Origin of the sequence: Fenollaria massiliensis (assembly GCF_023347705.1) — a bacterium.
Classification (GTDB): domain Bacteria; phylum Bacillota; class Clostridia; order Tissierellales; family Peptoniphilaceae; genus Fenollaria; species Fenollaria massiliensis.
In genome coordinates, this window is sequence record NZ_CP096649.1 from 336,598 (window position 1) to 352,934 (window position 16,337).

A 16,337-nucleotide genomic window follows, 5' to 3' on the forward strand; every position below is an offset into this window, starting at 1 on the left:
TATCAGACGAAAGCACAAGGAAGGTGGTTTTATGAAAGCTATTAAGAAAAATATGTTTTTTGTTTTATGCTTACTAGTATCAAGCTTATTATTTATCAGCGCGTGCTCAAGTAATATCGCTTCAAAATTCCCAAAAGATGAGGACGGCTATCCAGAACAAAATTACGCAATGATTGATGGCGAAGTTTATGAGGTGGAAAAGAAAGAAGATATGTATGGAAAAGATGAAAGTGATAATCCAGATGAAAAGGTCATAGACATAAGCACAAATAAAGATGAAGTAGAAGTAGTCTTGCCAGCAGGAAATTGCTTTGACGAGTGGGTTATATCACCAAAGAACGAAGTAGCCGAAAAAACCTTAGTGGAATTTAAAGTAAAGGACGAATTAAAAGAAGGAGGCCCAGCGAATTTTGTAGACGTATATAAAGTTAAACTCAATGGCGATGAGACTATAGAGTTAAAGAAAGTAAACGTTATGAACGAAGAAGAGTATGAGGCGAAAAAGGCTTACTTTGTATTAAAAATTAGGGTAAAAAAAGAAAAGTAAATAGATTATATATAAGGGCTTATTGATTAAGTCCTTATATTTTTGTAAAAATATTTCTATAATGATTGAAAAATATTTTTCTTAGTGATATAATTAGAATGTAATTTTTAAGGAGGATGACGACATGGAAAAGTTAGAACAAGTTTATGAAGGTAAGGCAAAAAAGGTTTTCAAAACTGATGACCCTAAAAAGTTTATCTTATCTTACAAGGATGACGCTACTGCATTTAACGGCAAGAAGAAAGGCACTATAGTTGGTAAAGGTGTTGTCAACAACAAGATGAGTAACTTCTTCTTCCAAAAGCTTGAAAAAGAAGGTATACCAACTATATACCTAGAAGAACTAAACGACAGAGACACTTTAGTTAAGGCTGTTGAGATAGTTCCACTAGAAGTTATTGTTAGAAATGTAACTGCTGGAAGCTTCTCAAAGAGGATGGGTATTGAAGAAGGTAAGGAATTACTTCACCCAATAGTTGAGTTCTCATACAAGTCAGATCCACTTGATGACCCATTCATCAACGATGATTATGCAACAGCACTTGGTCTTGCTACTAAAGAAGAAGTAGAAACTATAAAAGATTATGCAAGAAAGGTAAATGAATACCTTTGCAAGCATTTTAAATCTGTTGGCATAAGATTAGTTGACTTCAAGCTTGAATTTGGTAGATATGATGGCAAGATCATCTTAGCTGATGAAATTAGTCCAGATACTATGAGACTTTGGGACTACGAAACTAACGAAAAGCTTGATAAAGACAGGTTCAGACGTGACCTTGGTAATGTTGAAGATGCATACCACGAAGTCATGAGAAGACTTGGACTAGAAAAGTAATGTTTGATAAAATACATGAGGAGTGTGGCGTTTTCGGAGCTTATTCGATTAAGCACGAAGACGTCTCGACTCTGATTTACTACGGACTATTCGCTTTGCAGCACAGAGGCCAAGAATCTTGCGGTATTGCTGTAACAGATACGCATAAGAGCCAAAATATCCAGGTTTATAAAAACATGGGTCTAGTTAATGATGTTTTTAATAAAGAAAATTTAGCTAAACTCAATGGCAATCTTGGCGTTGGCCACGTTAGATACTCAACTTCAGGGAATTCTACCGTTACTAATGCTCAGCCACTAGTTATAAACTATTGGAAAGGTACTTTAGCCATCGCTCATAACGGCAATATTGTTAATCAAAAATCACTTAAGGATGAACTTTCACAAACAGGAGCCATATTTCAAACGACTTCTGATTCTGAAATCATTCCTTATCTTATAGCAAGAGCTAGACTTGAGTCAAAATCTGTTGAAGAGGCAGTTGTCAAGGCTATGCCAAAGATAGTTGGAGCCTACTCACTAGCAATAGCAAGCCCACAAAAGCTTATCGCTGCAAGAGATCCAAACGGTTTTCATCCGCTTTGTATAGGTCAAAAAGAAGATACATACTTCGTATCGAGCGAATCATGCGCTCTTGATGCAGTTGGAGCAAAGTTCATAAGAGATGTTGAACCAGGTGAAGTCGTTATAATTACTGAAGAAGGCATTAAATCTGTATATAAATATGAAGCTAAAAAATCCACTTGTATATTTGAATACATTTATTTTGCAAGACCTGACTCAGCCATTGACGGTATCAGCGTTTACGAAGCAAGATTAAATGCAGGTAGGATGCTTCACAAGAGATATCCAGTCGATGCTGACGTAGTCGTTGGAGTTCCAGACTCAGGTACACCAGCAGCTTATGGCTATGCACAAGAGGCTAATATACCATTCTCAATCGCTTTCATCAAGAATAATTATGTTGGTAGAACATTTATCAAGCCTAGTCAAGATCAAAGATCACAAGGTGTTTCAATCAAGCTAAATATTCTTAAAGATGAGGTTAAAGATAAGAAGATAGTTTTAGTTGATGATTCAATCGTTAGAGGAACAACTATGAAAAATATTGTAAAGCAGCTTAAGGAGCTTGGCGCTAAGGAAGTTCATGTCAGAATATCCTCACCACCATTCTTACATCCGTGCTTCTATGGTACTGACGTGCCGACAAATAAGGAGCTAATCGCGTTTAAGTATACACAAGACGAAATCAGGGACTACATTGGCTGTGATACGCTTGGTTACTTAAAGGTAGAGGATCTTAAGGAACTTGTAGATGGCAGGTGTGATTATTGCAACGCTTGCTTTACTGGTAATTATCCAACAGAGGTGGAAGATGGACAAATATAATAAATATATATCGCCGTTCTCAGAAAGATATTCTTCAAAAGAGATGCAATATATATTTTCAGAAGAATATAAATTTAAAACTTGGAGAAAGATGTGGATAGCCCTTGCTGAAGCAGAAAAAGAGATGGGTCTAGACATATCAGATGAAGCTATCGAAGAGATGAAGGCTAATAAGGACAATCTTAACATCGAAGTCGCAAAAGAAAGAGAAAAGCTTGTGCGTCACGATGTTATGAGTCATGTCTACGCCTATGGTCTTCAAGCACCAAAGGCAAAGGCAATCATTCACTTAGGAGCAACTAGCTGCTATGTTGGTGATAACACTGACCTTATCACTATGCACGAGGCTCTTAAGCTTATCAGAAAAAAAGTTCTTACTGTTATGAAAAATCTAAGAGACTTTGCCATGAAGTATAAGGACCTTGATACGCTTGGCTACACTCACTATCAAGCGGCTCAACCAACAACAGTTGGCAAGAGAGCATGTCTATGGCTTCAAGACATATACATGGACCTAGAAGAGCTAGATAAATTATTAGCAGATTACAAATTACTTGGATCAAAAGGAACTACGGGCACACAAGCCTCCTTCATGGAACTTTTTGACAATGACGAAGAAAAAGTAAAGAAAGTCGATGAACTTATAGTTAAAAAACTTGGTTTCGATAAAGTTTTAACTATAAGCGGACAAACATATACAAGAAAGATAGATGCCAAGATACTTAATGTACTTAGCCTAATAGCTCAAAGTGCATATAAGTTCTCAGGCGACTTAAGATTACTTGCTAATTTAAAGGAAATAGAAGAGCCACTAGAAAAAAATCAAATCGGTTCATCTGCCATGCCATACAAGAGAAATCCTATGCGTGCAGAAAGAATCGCATCCATTTCACGCTACATCATAGTAAACTCACTTAATCCGCAAATAACTGCCGCAACACAATGGTTTGAAAGAACACTTGATGACTCGGCTAACAAGAGGATTGCTGTGAGCGAGGCCTTCCTAGCACTTGATGGTGTACTTGATATATACATCAACGTTAGCGACGGACTTATAGTTTATGAGAATGTTATCAAAAAGCACTTAAACGAAGAGCTTCCATTTATGATAACAGAAAATATCCTTATGGAATGCGTTAAACGTGGCGGAGACAGACAAGCCCTTCATGACAAGATCAGAGTTCATTCGAGAGAAGCTCAAAAGAGGATCAAAGAAGAGGGCAAGGATAATAATTTATTAAAGCTAATTTCTGAGGACAAAGACTTTAACTTAACTATGGATGACATAGAAGAGATAAAGTCTGATTCAAAGATTAGTGGTAGAGCATCTTCACAAGTTGAAGAATTCGTAAGTGAAACCATTGACCCGATACTTGAAAAGAACAAAGACAGCATCGGTATCAAGGTTGAACTCAATGTTTAGGAGGTATATATGATTACAGCTATAGTAGGAGCTAACTGGGGCGACGAAGGCAAGGGCAAAGTAACTGATATGCTAGCATGTGATGCAGATTATGTCGTTAGATTTCAAGGTGGAGCCAACGCTGGCCACACTATTATCAATAATTATGGTAGATTTGCACTTCATCTATTGCCATCAGGAATATTTAATGAAAACACTGTCAACATACTTGCAAACGGTGTTGCACTAAACATACCATTCTTCATAAACGAGCTTAAATCAATCATTGACGCAGGCGTTAAAGAGCCAAAAGTTTATGTATCTGACAGAGCACAAATAGTTATGCCATATCATATAGACTTTGATAAGTACGAAGAAGAAAGACTTAGCAAGGCATCCTTTGGCTCGACTAAATCAGGCATAGCATATATTTTTGCAGATAAATATCAAAAGATAGGCTTTGAAGTGAATGAGCTTTATGACGAAGAATATCTTTCAGAAAAATTAGATTTGATACTACCAATTAAAAATGCCATTCTTAAGGAGCTTTATCATAAAGAGCCGCTTAAGAAGGAAGATGTATTAAAGACACTTCTTGAATATGGCGAAATGATTAAGCCATATGTTAAAAACACATCCAAGATGCTTAGAAAAGCTATCAAAGATGGCAAGAAAATCTTATTTGAAGGCCAATTAGGTACACTTAAAGATACAGATCACGGCATATACCCAATGGTAACAAGCTCATCAACACTAGCTGGCTACGCAGCCATAGGAGCTGGAGTGCCACCGTATGAAATTAAAAACATCATCGCAGTAACAAAGGCATATTCATCAGCAGTAGGCGCAGGCGAGTTCGTTAGCGAAATCTTTGATGAAGAAGCAAATGGGTTGAGGACTCATGGCGGCGACAAGGGCGAGTTCGGCGCAACAACAGGTAGACCAAGAAGAGTTGGCTGGTTTGACGTAGTCGCAACAAAGTATGGCATAGAAATGCAAGGCGCAACAGATATCGCCTTCATGGTAGTAGACGCACTTAGTTACCTAGACGAGATACCAGTTTGTGTTAGCTACGACATAGACGGCGAGATAACAGATGAGTTTCCTAACACATCCAAGCTTAAAAAAGCAAAACCAGTTCTAGAAAGACTAAAGGGCTGGAAATGCGACATAAGAGGCATAACTAAGTATGAAGAGCTTCCAAAAGAAGCAAGGGACTACATCGAGTTCATCGAAGAAAAACTTGGCAAAAAATTCAAATACATTTCTACAGGACCAAAGAGAGAAGAAATGATAATTAGATAAAGATTAACTACGCTTGTGTATATGAGCGTAGTTTTTTGTTGCAAAAAATTGCATTTGTGATATAATAATTATGTTAAACTACAAGGGAGTACTTAATATGGAACTAAAAAAATCGAAAAAAGAAATGTTAAAGCTTGTTAATATACCTAGCTTTATCTTACTACTTGCACTTTGCTTATTATCAGCAATATTATTTGTAATAGCACCAATCACCTTAAACACGGTTATTGAAAATGTTGGCAAGATTGGTGTTTATGATATACTTAAAGTTATATCAATACTAGCACTTGGATACATAGTTGATTTTATCTCTGTTTTTACAAAGAATCAGCTGGTACAAGATTATCATACAAAAGGCGCTGGTCTTATATATAGCGATATATTTAAATTAGACTACGATAAATACATAAACGAGGGACCAACAGCACTTCGCGAGCTTGCTTATAACGCGGTTGAAGCATATGCTAGTTTTTATTTTGACGTCATACCAAATCTTCTTGTCAATATTGTAACTATAGTTGTAACGATAGCAGTTGCTTGGTCATTTAATTATATTGCAGCTCTATTTATGCTTGCAATCATCCCAATTCACTACTTCGGCTTTAAGGCACTTAATAAAAAACTATCTAAGCTATCAATAAATTTGCAAAGTACAAGTAGTGAATCATTCAAAAATATTAATTCACTTATTTCACAAGTTGATTTTATCAAACAAAACGCTGAGAATGAAAACTTATTACCAGCGATTGAAGATAATATTCATAAATCAGAGGGAGTTAGAAAGAAAGTTAACTACGTTGCTAACGGTGCATCAGGCTTACTTATTGGTTTAAATCAAATCATACAAAATTTGGTAATCATCTTCTTAGCCGCTCTTGCACTTAATGATAAGAACAATTTTGGATCAGTAATATTTGTTATGCTTGTATTTCCTTACTTTTCTAATGCTATTAGAGGTTTATCTTTTACAAATTTAGGCTTTGCTAATGTAAAAGCAGCTGATAATTTTTTAAAGACACTTATAGATTTTAAAGCAAAAGATGGTTCAAAGCCTATGCCAGAGAAAATTGAAAGCATAAAATTTGACATCGACAAGGTCAATATACTTGATAAAAATTTACTTAATAATGTAAAGATGGAGTTTAAAAAAGGAGATATAGTTGGCGTTATGGGCGAGAGTGGTACTGGTAAGAGCACTCTATTAAAACTTATACCAAAGTTTAGAGAAACAGATGGTATATATATAAATGATATTCCTATAAGTGAGATAAAAAATAAAGATTATCTAAGAAAAGTTTCTTATTACTCACAAAACACACCAATTATTACAGATACTTTATATAATAATTTAAATTTTGGACGCAAAAAAGTTTCTAAAGCAATATATGAAGCAATGCCGTTCTTAACTAAGTTTATAAATCTAGATGAAATGATAGTTGAGAATGGAGCGAATTTATCAGGTGGAGACAAACAAAGGATAGCTCTTTCTAGATATTTTACAGAAGATGCTGACATAGTTATACTTGATGAGCCTACATCTTCATTAGATAAAGAAACTGAAGAAGAGCTCATGAAAGAGATACTAAAAGATACTAAGGATAAGATTGTGTTTATAATTAGTCATAACAAAGAAATTATGAAGTATTGTTCACATCTTGTTGAAATAAAAAATAAAACAGCAACAGTTTTATAAAGATTAACTACGCTTGTGTATATGAGCGTAGTTTTTTTGTTGCAAATGGGGGGGGGGTACTTGTGATATAATAAAAAAAAGGGGTTGATAAAATGAAGAAGAAAATAGTTTTATTTCTTTTAGTGCTTTGTTTACTAATGAGTTTTGGCTGCACAAAAACAAAAAAAGAAAATAAAAATGATATTGAAACTAAGAATGAAACGACTGAAGAATCAAGAATAAGTGAATTAGAAGAAGAAAACAAAAAGCTTAAGGATAATCTTGCAAGCTTTTCACTATCACTTGAGGAAAATGAAGAGATACTTAAGTTTTATAGAAGCATATTTTCAAATATGAGCAAAAGAGATGATGAAGACTTAAAAAATAAAGTTAATGCAGATGTGCTTACACCAATGTTTTCATTTAAAGAAAGATTGCTTAATGAAGAAGAAGCTATATCTATAAGTAATCTCGATGACAAAGCGTTGACAATACACTTTACATATAAGAACTTGCCAATAAGTTTAAGACATGAGTATCAATTAGCATTCCAAGATGAGCTAATTAAGATAGATCCTGAAAAGATGCTTGAGATTAAAACTACTCATGATTATGATATTGTGAATAATAATGCTTACGGATTAAATGATGCAGCGATTACGATTAAAGACGTAAAAGCTGGTGACAGCATAAGCATAGTACTTAGTGATGAACTTGATAAGCTATGTGATTATAAGAGCGGCAGCATCACCATAAACATAATTGAGTAATATAAATTAAGGGGAAGTAGTCTCACTTTTCTAATCTATAAAGAAATCTTATTAAAAGAGAGAAGAAATGATAATAAGATAAAAATTAACTACGCTTGTGTATATGAGCGTAGTTTTTTATTGCGCATGGATGGATTAGAAAAAGTGAGCAAAGGACTAAAAAAATCTTGCAAGCTTTTATTTAAGATAAAGTGATTCTTAAGTTTTGATATACACATAGAAATCTTAGCATATCAATATTAGTATAATATATTAATATTAGTATAATATATTAATAAACCAAATACAAGTTTGATATTAATTTAACTTGATATAATAGTTAACATATGGTATACTATCAGTATAGAGAGGGTGTAAGTAAGAAAGAAAATGATATGGAGGTATGAAGATGAAAAAAATCGCTTTATTTCTTTGTTTATTATTAATGATTTTTAATATAAATATTAATGCTCAAAACGAACTTATAACTGAGACAACTAAGGGTAGGCTTTCATATAACTTATATCAGGCAAGACCAGTATCTATTACTGATGATAGTATATATTTTTACATAATTTACAAGCCTATATTTAAAACAAATCCTTATGCATTTTCCCCTAAAATCTTTAAATATGATTTAAAAACAAGTGGTGTTGAAAGCATATTTGCATTGGACAGAAATGAGACTGTTTTGAACTTGATAAGTGATGAAAGAAAAACTTTATTACTAAGTTATGATGGAGCTAGTATAATAATTAGAACAAGATCTAAAAAAGGGATTATAAAAAAAGAAATACTTTCGAGATCTAATTCTAAACCTTATACATTTACTACTGAAAAGAAAATATGTATTTGCTATGAAGACTCAAATAATAAAGAGAATATAGTTACAAAGTTTACAATATTAGATATTGATGCTAATCAATCAATCGTTAAAACTTGCGAATTAATAGGAAGCGATGAAGCTTATAATGGAGAGTATTTATCAGTTGTAGGTGGTAGTGATGGCGCAATATACGTATCTATAATAAGTATGAAAAACGGCAATTTCAAAGGTAAAAATGTTATAAGCAAAATATATGAATATGATGATAAGAGGAATGAGTTGGTAAAAACTGAAGCAGAATATAAGTTTTTAGTAAATGCTATATGTGGAGATTCTAAGTATATCATTATAGATGAGTATAATGAGGAAGATCCTAGTTCTCAAACCTTAAATATTTTTTGCATTAAAGAAAATAAAAATATTAATTTAGCTGAAAAGACTAATAAGATGAGAATTAAAAATATACTAAAAACAGAAAATAAATTTATAATTGAAGCCGATAAAGGTATATATGAACTTAATTTAACCCAATCCGTGCTAAAAACTATATACGACGAAGAATTAGATAGCTTATTATATCATCGTAATAAAATTTATTTATACAATTATGATTCTAATTATGAACAATTTATATTGAGGTTGATAAAATGAAAAGGAAATATGCATTAATTATTTTATTAGTTTTTTCTTTATTTTTAATTTCTTGCAACAAAGTCCAAGACAAAGAAATTAGTGATAATAATGAAAAAATGATAGCAAAAGAAGATGAAATTAAGAATTTAGAGGATAATATATTTAGTCTAAATATGGAAAAAGAAGAATATAGAAAGAATTATGAAGATATTGCAGAAAAATATATCGATTTAGAAGAAGTAACAAATTTTTATAAAAGAATTGCTTGTGAATTTACAGGAAAAGATGCTATAAGAAATAAATTTGCCTCAAATCTACTTGGCATAAGCTTGGGCATTGGCGACAATGAACTTGAAGATGGATATAAGGTGTCTTTAAGTGGACTTTATGGTCAGCCGTTAAGAATTGGTGTTTCATACAATATAATCTCAAATAAAGTAAGACATGAATATTCAAGTTATTTTGGAGAGTCTTTGCCGGCAATTAATTTAGCTTCTATGCTTGATATTAAGACAAGTGGAGACTACGTGATAGAAGGCACCAGCATTGATAAAATACAAAGCGATAAAATTATATTCAAAAATTTAAAAGCTGGTGACAAAGTAATTATTAAAATGAATAAGACTTTACAAGATCTTACTGATTATAAGTCGGATACCATCACCATAAACATAGTAGAGTAATTAAAATTAAGCGAGGCACTTGTCTCGCTTTTTACTTATCTATAAAGAAATCTTATAATAATATACACTTTTTTATAAAAAAATCTATATTTGTGATTCAAATCACATATTTAATATAAAATGACCTGTATAATTTAAACACAATATAATTCATCCAGAGAGGCGGAGGGACTGGCCCTATGAAGCCCGGCAACCTGTTTAAACAAGGTGCTAATTCCAGCGGTTATACCGAGAGATGACGATTTTTCATGATACTCTTTATCTTTTGGTAAAGAGTTTTTTTATTGGATTTATCCAAGGAAGGAGGAGCTTATGATAGAAGCAAAAAATTTAATTAAGACTTACAAGGTGGACGGCAAAGAATTTAACGCTGTTGATGGTGTAAGTTTTAAAGCAGAAAAGAAAGACATCTTAGCCATCATAGGTTTATCTGGTGCAGGTAAGTCTACTTTAGTTAGACTGCTCAATAGACTTGAGGAAGCTGACGGTGGCGAAGTAATCATAGATGGAGTGAACATATTTAACTTAAAGCAAAAAGAGCTCTTAGCTTTAAGAAAGAAAATCGCTTTTATCTTTCAAACTTTTAATCTTTTTAGTCAATACACAGTTCTAGACAATGTGATTTTTCCTTTAAACTTAAATGGATTTAAGGGTGACAAAAAGGTTGAAGCGAGAAAGTTTCTTGATTACGTTGGCTTACTTAATAAAGAGAAGGCATATCCAAGTGAATTATCTGGTGGACAAAGACAAAGAGTTGCCATAGCAAGAGCCCTTGTATCTAAGCCTGAAATTATACTTTCAGACGAAGCAACGAGCGCACTTGATCCAGAAAGCACTAGGATGGTCATAGATTTATACAAAAGAGCAAGAGATGACTTTGATACGACTACCATCATGATAACGCATCAAATGGAAGCGGCAAAGGATGCTTCGAACAAAATTGCTCTTATGGAAAATGGAAGAATTATAGAAGAAAACACTACTACAGAGCTTTTTAAAAATCCAAAGACAAAGCTTGCACAAAGCTTTATCAAAAAGGCGGCTCCTGATATTGAGCTTGATTACAGCGCTTTCACTGGCAAACTAATAAGACTTTCTTATTCAAAAGACACAGTTAAAACCCCTGTATTAAGTAACGCGATGAAAAACTTTAATGTTGATATCAACATCATTGACGGTAACATCAGTAACGTTTTGGATGAAGAGCTTGGTTACATGGTCGTTGAGCTTCGCGGCTCAGACGAAGAGGCGCAAAAAGTAATTTCTTATTTAAAAGCTAATTGCGCAGAGGTATCGGAGGTGATAGCATGAGATTCAAGGAAATAATGGACATAGTTTTACCAGCACTTCCTGAAACTATAATCATGATTTTGGTTCCGGCGCTCATCGCACTAATTATAGGACTTCCATGGGGCATATTAAGTTTTGTGACTAGACCAAAGGGACTAAGAGAAAATAAATTTATTTATACCATAACAAACGGTCTTATCAATATTTTTAGAAGTATGCCAGCCATCATATTAATTATAGTTCTAGCGCCATTATCAAGATTTATAATTGGTAAGGCAATAGGAACTGAGGCGGCTTTAGTGCCACTAACCTTTGCTGCAGCGCCTTTCATAGCAAGATTATATGAAGGATACTTCCTAGAAGTTGATTCAGGCGTCATAGAAGCAGCCAAATCAATGGGTGCAAGCAACTTTGATATAGTAAAGGTACTATTAAAAGAGACGGTACCAGCAGCTATACTTGGCGTAACAACTACAATCATTAACTTAGTTGGCTATTCAGCAATGGCTGGAGCACTTGGCGGAGGCGGTCTTGGAGACATCGCAATCAGATACGGCTACCAAAGAAATCAACTTGATATACTTTGGATATCAGTCGCACTCATAGTTATAATCGTACAAATTGTACAATTCACAGGAAACACTATTTACAAAAAAGTAAACAAAAAATAAATTTACAAATTTAAGGAGAGAATAAAATGAAAAATATATTTAAATTATTATTAGCATTAACTTTAGTAGCAACACTTGTAGCTTGCAATAATTCTACAGGAAATACAAATAAAGATAAGGCAGAGACAGGCTCTGAAACAAGTACAGAAACAAAGACAGACGATGATAACAAGATTATCATAGGTGTATCACCAGTGCCTCACGCAGAGATAACTGAAGCACTTAAAGATGAATTTGCAAAAGGAGGCCTAGACGTTGAAGTAAAGGTATTTGACGACTATGTTCAACCAAATCTTGCACTTGATCAAGGCGACATCGATGCAAACTATTTCCAACACATACCATATCTAGAAAATTTTGCTAAAGAAAGAGGACTTAGCTTAGAAAATCTTGGCTCAGTACACATCGAACCAATGGGATTATACTCAGACAAGATAAAATCACTTGATGAATTAAAGGACGGAGACGAAGTTTTAATTCCAAGCGATCCATCAAACGGACGTAGAGCTTTACTATTACTTGAAAAGAATGGTTTAATCACACTAAAAGACGATACTACAGAAGATATAACTGAAAAAGATATTGATCAAAACACAAAGAATCTAAAGTTTACACCAATTGAAGCAGCTAATATACCAAACGTTTATAAAGATGCAGCACTTGCAGCTATCAACACAAACTTCGCACTTGGCGCAGGACTTAACCCATCAGCTGATGCTTTAGCTCTTGAAGACAAGAACAGCCCTTACGCAAACATCATCGCTGTTAGAAAAGGTGACGAAACAAAAGATAAGTTCCAGAAGCTTATCAAAGTATTCCAATCAGAAGCTTGCAAGAAATTTATTGAAGAAAAATACAAGGGTGAAATATATCCTGCTTTTTAATTTTTAATGACAAGAGAAGTGATGGCTACGGCTATCACTTTTCTTTTGTAAAAATTTTATATTTTTTTCATAAATATATGTTATAATTAGTATAGATGTTTATGCGCGAAAATATTCACGCACTATGAATATTATAAATGCTTTTTTGAAAGGAAGATATTATGTGTGGTATAGTTGGATACTATGGCAAGAATGATGCGATAAATTATGCAATCAAGGGACTTTATAGTCTTGAGTATAGGGGCTATGACTCGTCAGGAATTGCTTTTATTAAAGATAATGATTTAAAAATATATAAAAGAGTTGGCAGGATAAAGGAGCTTGACAAGGTTTGTCCGAAGGAAGCTTCTGACATAGCTATTGCTCATACGAGATGGGCGACACATGGAGGCGTGAGCGAAACAAACGCGCATCCGCACCTTGATACGAGCGCTTCATACGCTATAGTTCATAACGGCGTCATAGAAAATTATCTTGAGCTAAAAAGATCTATGCCTGACTTTACTCCGAAGGGTGAGACTGACACAGAAGTTCTTGTTGAATACATCGCAAGAAATATGAAAGAAAACAATGTAAGTAGCTTTATGAAAGCACTTGAGGGAGTAAAAGGCAGTTATGCGATATTAATTTTGGATAAAAAGACAAAAAATTTATACTTTGCTAAGAATGGCTGCCCATTATTAATGAGCGTGAAAAATGATGAATATCTATTTGCAAGCGATATCTCAGCTGCAATTGAGCTAAGTAATGAAATTATTTATTTTGAAGATGGTGACATGGGCGTTTTAAATAGTGATGGCATCAAGATTTATAACTCAGGTAAAGAAGTTCATAGAGAAATTCAAAAATCAAATGTAAATATAGAAGAAACTCAAAAAGATGGCTACGAGCACTTTATGCTTAAGGAAATACACGAAGAGCCAAAGAAGTTCAAAGAATTACTTGATAGACACATTCGTGACGGCAAGGTATATTTCGATGAATTAGATGGGCTTAATCTAAATGATTTTGATAACATCTATGTCACAGGCTGTGGAACTGCTTATCACGCAAGTCTACTTGCGAAAAACTATCTTGAAAGGTTCTTAGAAAGGCCGATAATTGCTGAAACATCGAGCGAATTAAGATATTCATATAATTTCATTGGTAAGAAAACACTTCTTATAGCAATCAGTCAATCAGGTGAAACAGCTGATGTCATGGGCCTTGTGAAAGAAGCGAAAAAAAGCGGTGCGACAGTACTTGCCATTACAAATGTGATTAATTCATCGCTTGATAGGATTGCTGACTACAAGGTACACATCTTTGCTGGACCAGAAATTTCAGTTGCATCGACAAAAGCTTTTATGATGCAAATACTATGCATATATTTACTAGGAATATATTTTAGAGAAGGCCTTGCTGGCTACGACTGCGGTATGTATAGTCAAATTGTTGATGAACTTATTAAGATATCAAAAGAAATGGATTCAGAAATCACAAGACTTGAGCCTATTGCCAAAGAAGTCGCTAGCAAAATTAAAGATAAGGAAAAAATATTTTTCATCGGTCGTGACCTTGATTATATCGCGGCTCTTGAAGTTTCACTTAAGCTTAAGGAGATTAGCTACATCAATTCGATCGCTTTCAAAGCAGGCGAGCTAAAACACGGAAGCATAGCACTTATAGATGAAAAATCATCGGCCATTGCCTTTGCAAATGAAGGACAAATTTATGAAAAGACTAGAACTACTTTAGAAGAGCTAGTTGCTAGAGGCGCTGAGACTATACTCGTGACAAATCAAGACGAGGGCGAGGGTATAGTGACGCTAAAGAGAACGTTCACAATTTTTACGCCAATTTACAGCGTTTTATTTGGTCAACTTATGAGCTACTATACAGCGATGGTTTTAGGACGAGACATTGACAAACCAAGAAACTTGGCTAAGAGCGTAACAGTAGAGTAGGAGGATATATGATTAGAAAAGCAATAATACCCGCGGCTGGCTTGGGAACGAGGATGCTTCCTCAGACTAAAGCATCGCCAAAGGAGATGATACCAATCTTTGATAAGCCGACCCTGCAATATATAGTTGAAGAGGCTTATGAATCAGGCATCACGGACATACTGATTATAACTGGAAGAAATAAAAATTCTATAGAGGATCACTTTGATAGAAATATAGAGCTTGAGAAATCTCTTGAGGATTCGGGGAAATTCGAGATACTTAAGGAGATTAACAAAATATCTGACATGGTCAATATTTATTACATTAGGCAAAAGGCGCCGCTTGGTCTTGGACACGCGATTTTGTGTGCAGAGAGCTTTGCTGGCGGGGAAGATGTCGCAGTGCTTTTAGGCGACGACATCGTTTATTCAAAAGAGCCCTGCTTAAAGCAGCTGATGAACGCTTATGACGAGACGGGCAAATCCATCTTAGGTGTTGGCCTTGTAAATAAAGAAGATACATCAAAGTATGGCATCATAGCTTATGATGAGAAAGTGAATGAAAGATTATATAAGCTTAAGTCCATAGTCGAAAAGCCAGATATTGACAAGGCTCCGTCCAATATAGCTGTGCTTGGTAGATACATACTAAAAAATGATATCTTTAGCTTGCTTAAAAAGACTAAGCCGGGCAAAAACGGCGAGATACAGCTAACTGATGCTATTGATATGCTTTTAAAACAAGACGATATCTACGCTTATGTATTTGAAGGTCACAGATATGACTTAGGTAGCAAACTTGGATTTATACAGGCAAATCTTGATTTTGCTCTAAGAAGTGATATTCGTGAAGATGTTTTAAAATATATCAAGGATATAGTGAAAGATGATGCTTAAGGACTTTGAGGCAGCCATCTTTGACTTGGATGGAACTGTCTTTGACTCGATGAATGTTTGGAAGAACGTTGACCTAAGATTTTTCAATAGGCACTCGCTTTTCTTAACTGACGACTACTTTGATAATATCATGCACAAAACGCTCACGGACTCTGCAAAATACACAATAGAGCGTTACGCACTTAATATGACGACCGAAGAAGTCGTTAATGAGTGGACTCATCTAGCAAAGGAAGAGTTCGAGAACAATGTAGTGCCTAAGAAGGGCATCATTGATTATCTGAAGAAAATTAGAAAAAAAGGCGTAAAAACTTCGATTGCGACAGCAAATGAGAAGGACATATTTATTACTACGCTTAAAAAGTTTGATATGCACACGCTTTTTGATGACATAGTGACTCTATCTGAAGTCGGTTCAGATAAATCGTCGCCAATCATTTATTTAAAGTGCATTGCAAAATATAATATCATGCCGCAAAACACCTTAGTCTTCGAAGATTTGCCGAAAAATTTAAAAACTGCGAAAAAAGCAGGTTTTGTAACAGTTGGCGTACTTGATAACGAGGACTATCTGTCACATATTTCTAAATATAGCGACATCATCATTAGAGATTTTACAGAAATTTAG

15 protein-coding genes and 1 riboswitch are annotated in these 16,337 nt (G+C 34.3%); all 15 genes read left to right on the forward strand.

The annotated features are described in order from the left end of the window. The first annotated feature begins 31 nt into the window (after window positions 1-31). The 15 genes from M1R53_RS01735 (at window position 32) to M1R53_RS01805 (ending at window position 16,337) form a co-directional block, all read left to right on the forward strand. Window positions 32-547 (forward strand): hypothetical protein, encoded by a 516-nt coding sequence (locus M1R53_RS01735; RefSeq protein ID WP_249242854.1) that lies wholly within the window; start codon window positions 32-34, stop codon window positions 545-547. A 124-nt stretch (window positions 548-671) separates the two neighbouring features. Then, entirely contained in the window at window positions 672-1,382 is a 711-nt protein-coding gene (gene purC, locus M1R53_RS01740) for a phosphoribosylaminoimidazolesuccinocarboxamide synthase (protein ID WP_249242855.1), read from the forward strand. Beyond that, window positions 1,382-2,770 (forward strand): amidophosphoribosyltransferase, encoded by a 1,389-nt coding sequence (gene purF / locus M1R53_RS01745; RefSeq protein ID WP_249242856.1) that lies wholly within the window; start codon window positions 1,382-1,384, stop codon window positions 2,768-2,770. Before purC ends, purF begins: the two co-directional genes overlap by 1 nt. Then, window positions 2,757-4,193 (forward strand): adenylosuccinate lyase, encoded by a 1,437-nt coding sequence (purB, locus tag M1R53_RS01750; protein WP_249242857.1) that lies wholly within the window; start codon window positions 2,757-2,759, stop codon window positions 4,191-4,193. Before purF ends, purB begins: the two co-directional genes overlap by 14 nt. A gap of 9 nt (window positions 4,194-4,202) precedes the next feature. Beyond that, window positions 4,203-5,477, forward strand: a complete 1,275-nt coding sequence (locus tag M1R53_RS01755) for an adenylosuccinate synthase (RefSeq protein ID WP_019215053.1) — start codon at window positions 4,203-4,205, stop codon at window positions 5,475-5,477. A gap of 97 nt (window positions 5,478-5,574) precedes the next feature. Next, window positions 5,575-7,170, forward strand: coding sequence for an ATP-binding cassette domain-containing protein (locus tag M1R53_RS01760; protein WP_019215054.1), 1,596 nt, complete (start codon window positions 5,575-5,577; stop codon window positions 7,168-7,170). 92 nt (window positions 7,171-7,262) lie between these two features. Next, entirely contained in the window at window positions 7,263-7,919 is a 657-nt protein-coding gene (locus M1R53_RS01765; RefSeq protein ID WP_249242858.1) for a hypothetical protein, read from the forward strand. Window positions 7,920-8,307: 388 nt separating this feature from the next. Continuing rightward, window positions 8,308-9,375: a hypothetical protein gene (locus M1R53_RS01770; protein ID WP_106018103.1), complete on the forward strand. Its 1,068-nt coding sequence runs from the start codon at window positions 8,308-8,310 to the stop codon at window positions 9,373-9,375. Further along, a complete protein-coding gene (locus tag M1R53_RS01775; RefSeq protein ID WP_249242859.1) occupies window positions 9,372-10,040 on the forward strand; it encodes a hypothetical protein in 669 nt (222 codons plus the stop codon). The genes M1R53_RS01770 and M1R53_RS01775 overlap by 4 nt, the downstream gene beginning before the upstream one ends. Before the next feature lie 147 nt (window positions 10,041-10,187). Continuing rightward, a riboswitch (SAM riboswitch) is annotated at window positions 10,188-10,282 on the forward strand. 70 nt (window positions 10,283-10,352) lie between these two features. Then, window positions 10,353-11,351 carry a methionine ABC transporter ATP-binding protein gene (locus tag M1R53_RS01780; RefSeq protein ID WP_249242860.1) on the forward strand — a complete coding sequence of 333 codons (999 nt, stop codon included), beginning with the start codon at window positions 10,353-10,355 and terminating at the stop codon, window positions 11,349-11,351. Continuing rightward, complete coding sequence (locus tag M1R53_RS01785) at window positions 11,348-12,001, forward strand: methionine ABC transporter permease (protein WP_249242861.1); 654 nt, start codon at window positions 11,348-11,350, stop codon at window positions 11,999-12,001. Before M1R53_RS01780 ends, M1R53_RS01785 begins: the two co-directional genes overlap by 4 nt. Before the next feature lie 26 nt (window positions 12,002-12,027). Next, on the forward strand, window positions 12,028-12,885 hold the full coding sequence (locus tag M1R53_RS01790; RefSeq protein WP_249242862.1) for a MetQ/NlpA family ABC transporter substrate-binding protein: 858 nt from the start codon (window positions 12,028-12,030) through the stop codon (window positions 12,883-12,885). Window positions 12,886-13,046: 161 nt separating this feature from the next. After that, window positions 13,047-14,831, forward strand: coding sequence for a glutamine--fructose-6-phosphate transaminase (isomerizing) (gene glmS / locus M1R53_RS01795; RefSeq protein ID WP_249242863.1), 1,785 nt, complete (start codon window positions 13,047-13,049; stop codon window positions 14,829-14,831). A gap of 8 nt (window positions 14,832-14,839) precedes the next feature. Then, window positions 14,840-15,709, forward strand: coding sequence for a UTP--glucose-1-phosphate uridylyltransferase GalU (galU, locus tag M1R53_RS01800; protein ID WP_249242864.1), 870 nt, complete (start codon window positions 14,840-14,842; stop codon window positions 15,707-15,709). Beyond that, window positions 15,699-16,337: an HAD family hydrolase gene (locus M1R53_RS01805; RefSeq protein WP_249242865.1), complete on the forward strand. Its 639-nt coding sequence runs from the start codon at window positions 15,699-15,701 to the stop codon at window positions 16,335-16,337. Before galU ends, M1R53_RS01805 begins: the two co-directional genes overlap by 11 nt.

What these genes read in the sequence shown, in the direction of transcription:
- M1R53_RS01735 (WP_249242854.1), top strand. Translation starts at nt 32, where the DNA reads ATGAAAGCTATTAAGAAAAATATGTTTTTTGTTTTATGCTTACTAGTA.
- purC (WP_249242855.1), top strand. Translation starts at nt 672, where the DNA reads ATGGAAAAGTTAGAACAAGTTTATGAAGGTAAGGCAAAAAAGGTTTTC.
- purF (WP_249242856.1), top strand. Translation starts at nt 1,382, where the DNA reads ATGTTTGATAAAATACATGAGGAGTGTGGCGTTTTCGGAGCTTATTCG.
- purB (WP_249242857.1), top strand. Translation starts at nt 2,757, where the DNA reads ATGGACAAATATAATAAATATATATCGCCGTTCTCAGAAAGATATTCT.
- M1R53_RS01755 (WP_019215053.1), top strand. Translation starts at nt 4,203, where the DNA reads ATGATTACAGCTATAGTAGGAGCTAACTGGGGCGACGAAGGCAAGGGC.
- M1R53_RS01760 (WP_019215054.1), top strand. Translation starts at nt 5,575, where the DNA reads ATGGAACTAAAAAAATCGAAAAAAGAAATGTTAAAGCTTGTTAATATA.
- M1R53_RS01765 (WP_249242858.1), top strand. Translation starts at nt 7,263, where the DNA reads ATGAAGAAGAAAATAGTTTTATTTCTTTTAGTGCTTTGTTTACTAATG.
- M1R53_RS01770 (WP_106018103.1), top strand. Translation starts at nt 8,308, where the DNA reads ATGAAAAAAATCGCTTTATTTCTTTGTTTATTATTAATGATTTTTAAT.
- M1R53_RS01775 (WP_249242859.1), top strand. Translation starts at nt 9,372, where the DNA reads ATGAAAAGGAAATATGCATTAATTATTTTATTAGTTTTTTCTTTATTT.
- M1R53_RS01780 (WP_249242860.1), top strand. Translation starts at nt 10,353, where the DNA reads ATGATAGAAGCAAAAAATTTAATTAAGACTTACAAGGTGGACGGCAAA.
- M1R53_RS01785 (WP_249242861.1), top strand. Translation starts at nt 11,348, where the DNA reads ATGAGATTCAAGGAAATAATGGACATAGTTTTACCAGCACTTCCTGAA.
- M1R53_RS01790 (WP_249242862.1), top strand. Translation starts at nt 12,028, where the DNA reads ATGAAAAATATATTTAAATTATTATTAGCATTAACTTTAGTAGCAACA.
- glmS (WP_249242863.1), top strand. Translation starts at nt 13,047, where the DNA reads ATGTGTGGTATAGTTGGATACTATGGCAAGAATGATGCGATAAATTAT.
- galU (WP_249242864.1), top strand. Translation starts at nt 14,840, where the DNA reads ATGATTAGAAAAGCAATAATACCCGCGGCTGGCTTGGGAACGAGGATG.
- M1R53_RS01805 (WP_249242865.1), top strand. Translation starts at nt 15,699, where the DNA reads ATGATGCTTAAGGACTTTGAGGCAGCCATCTTTGACTTGGATGGAACT.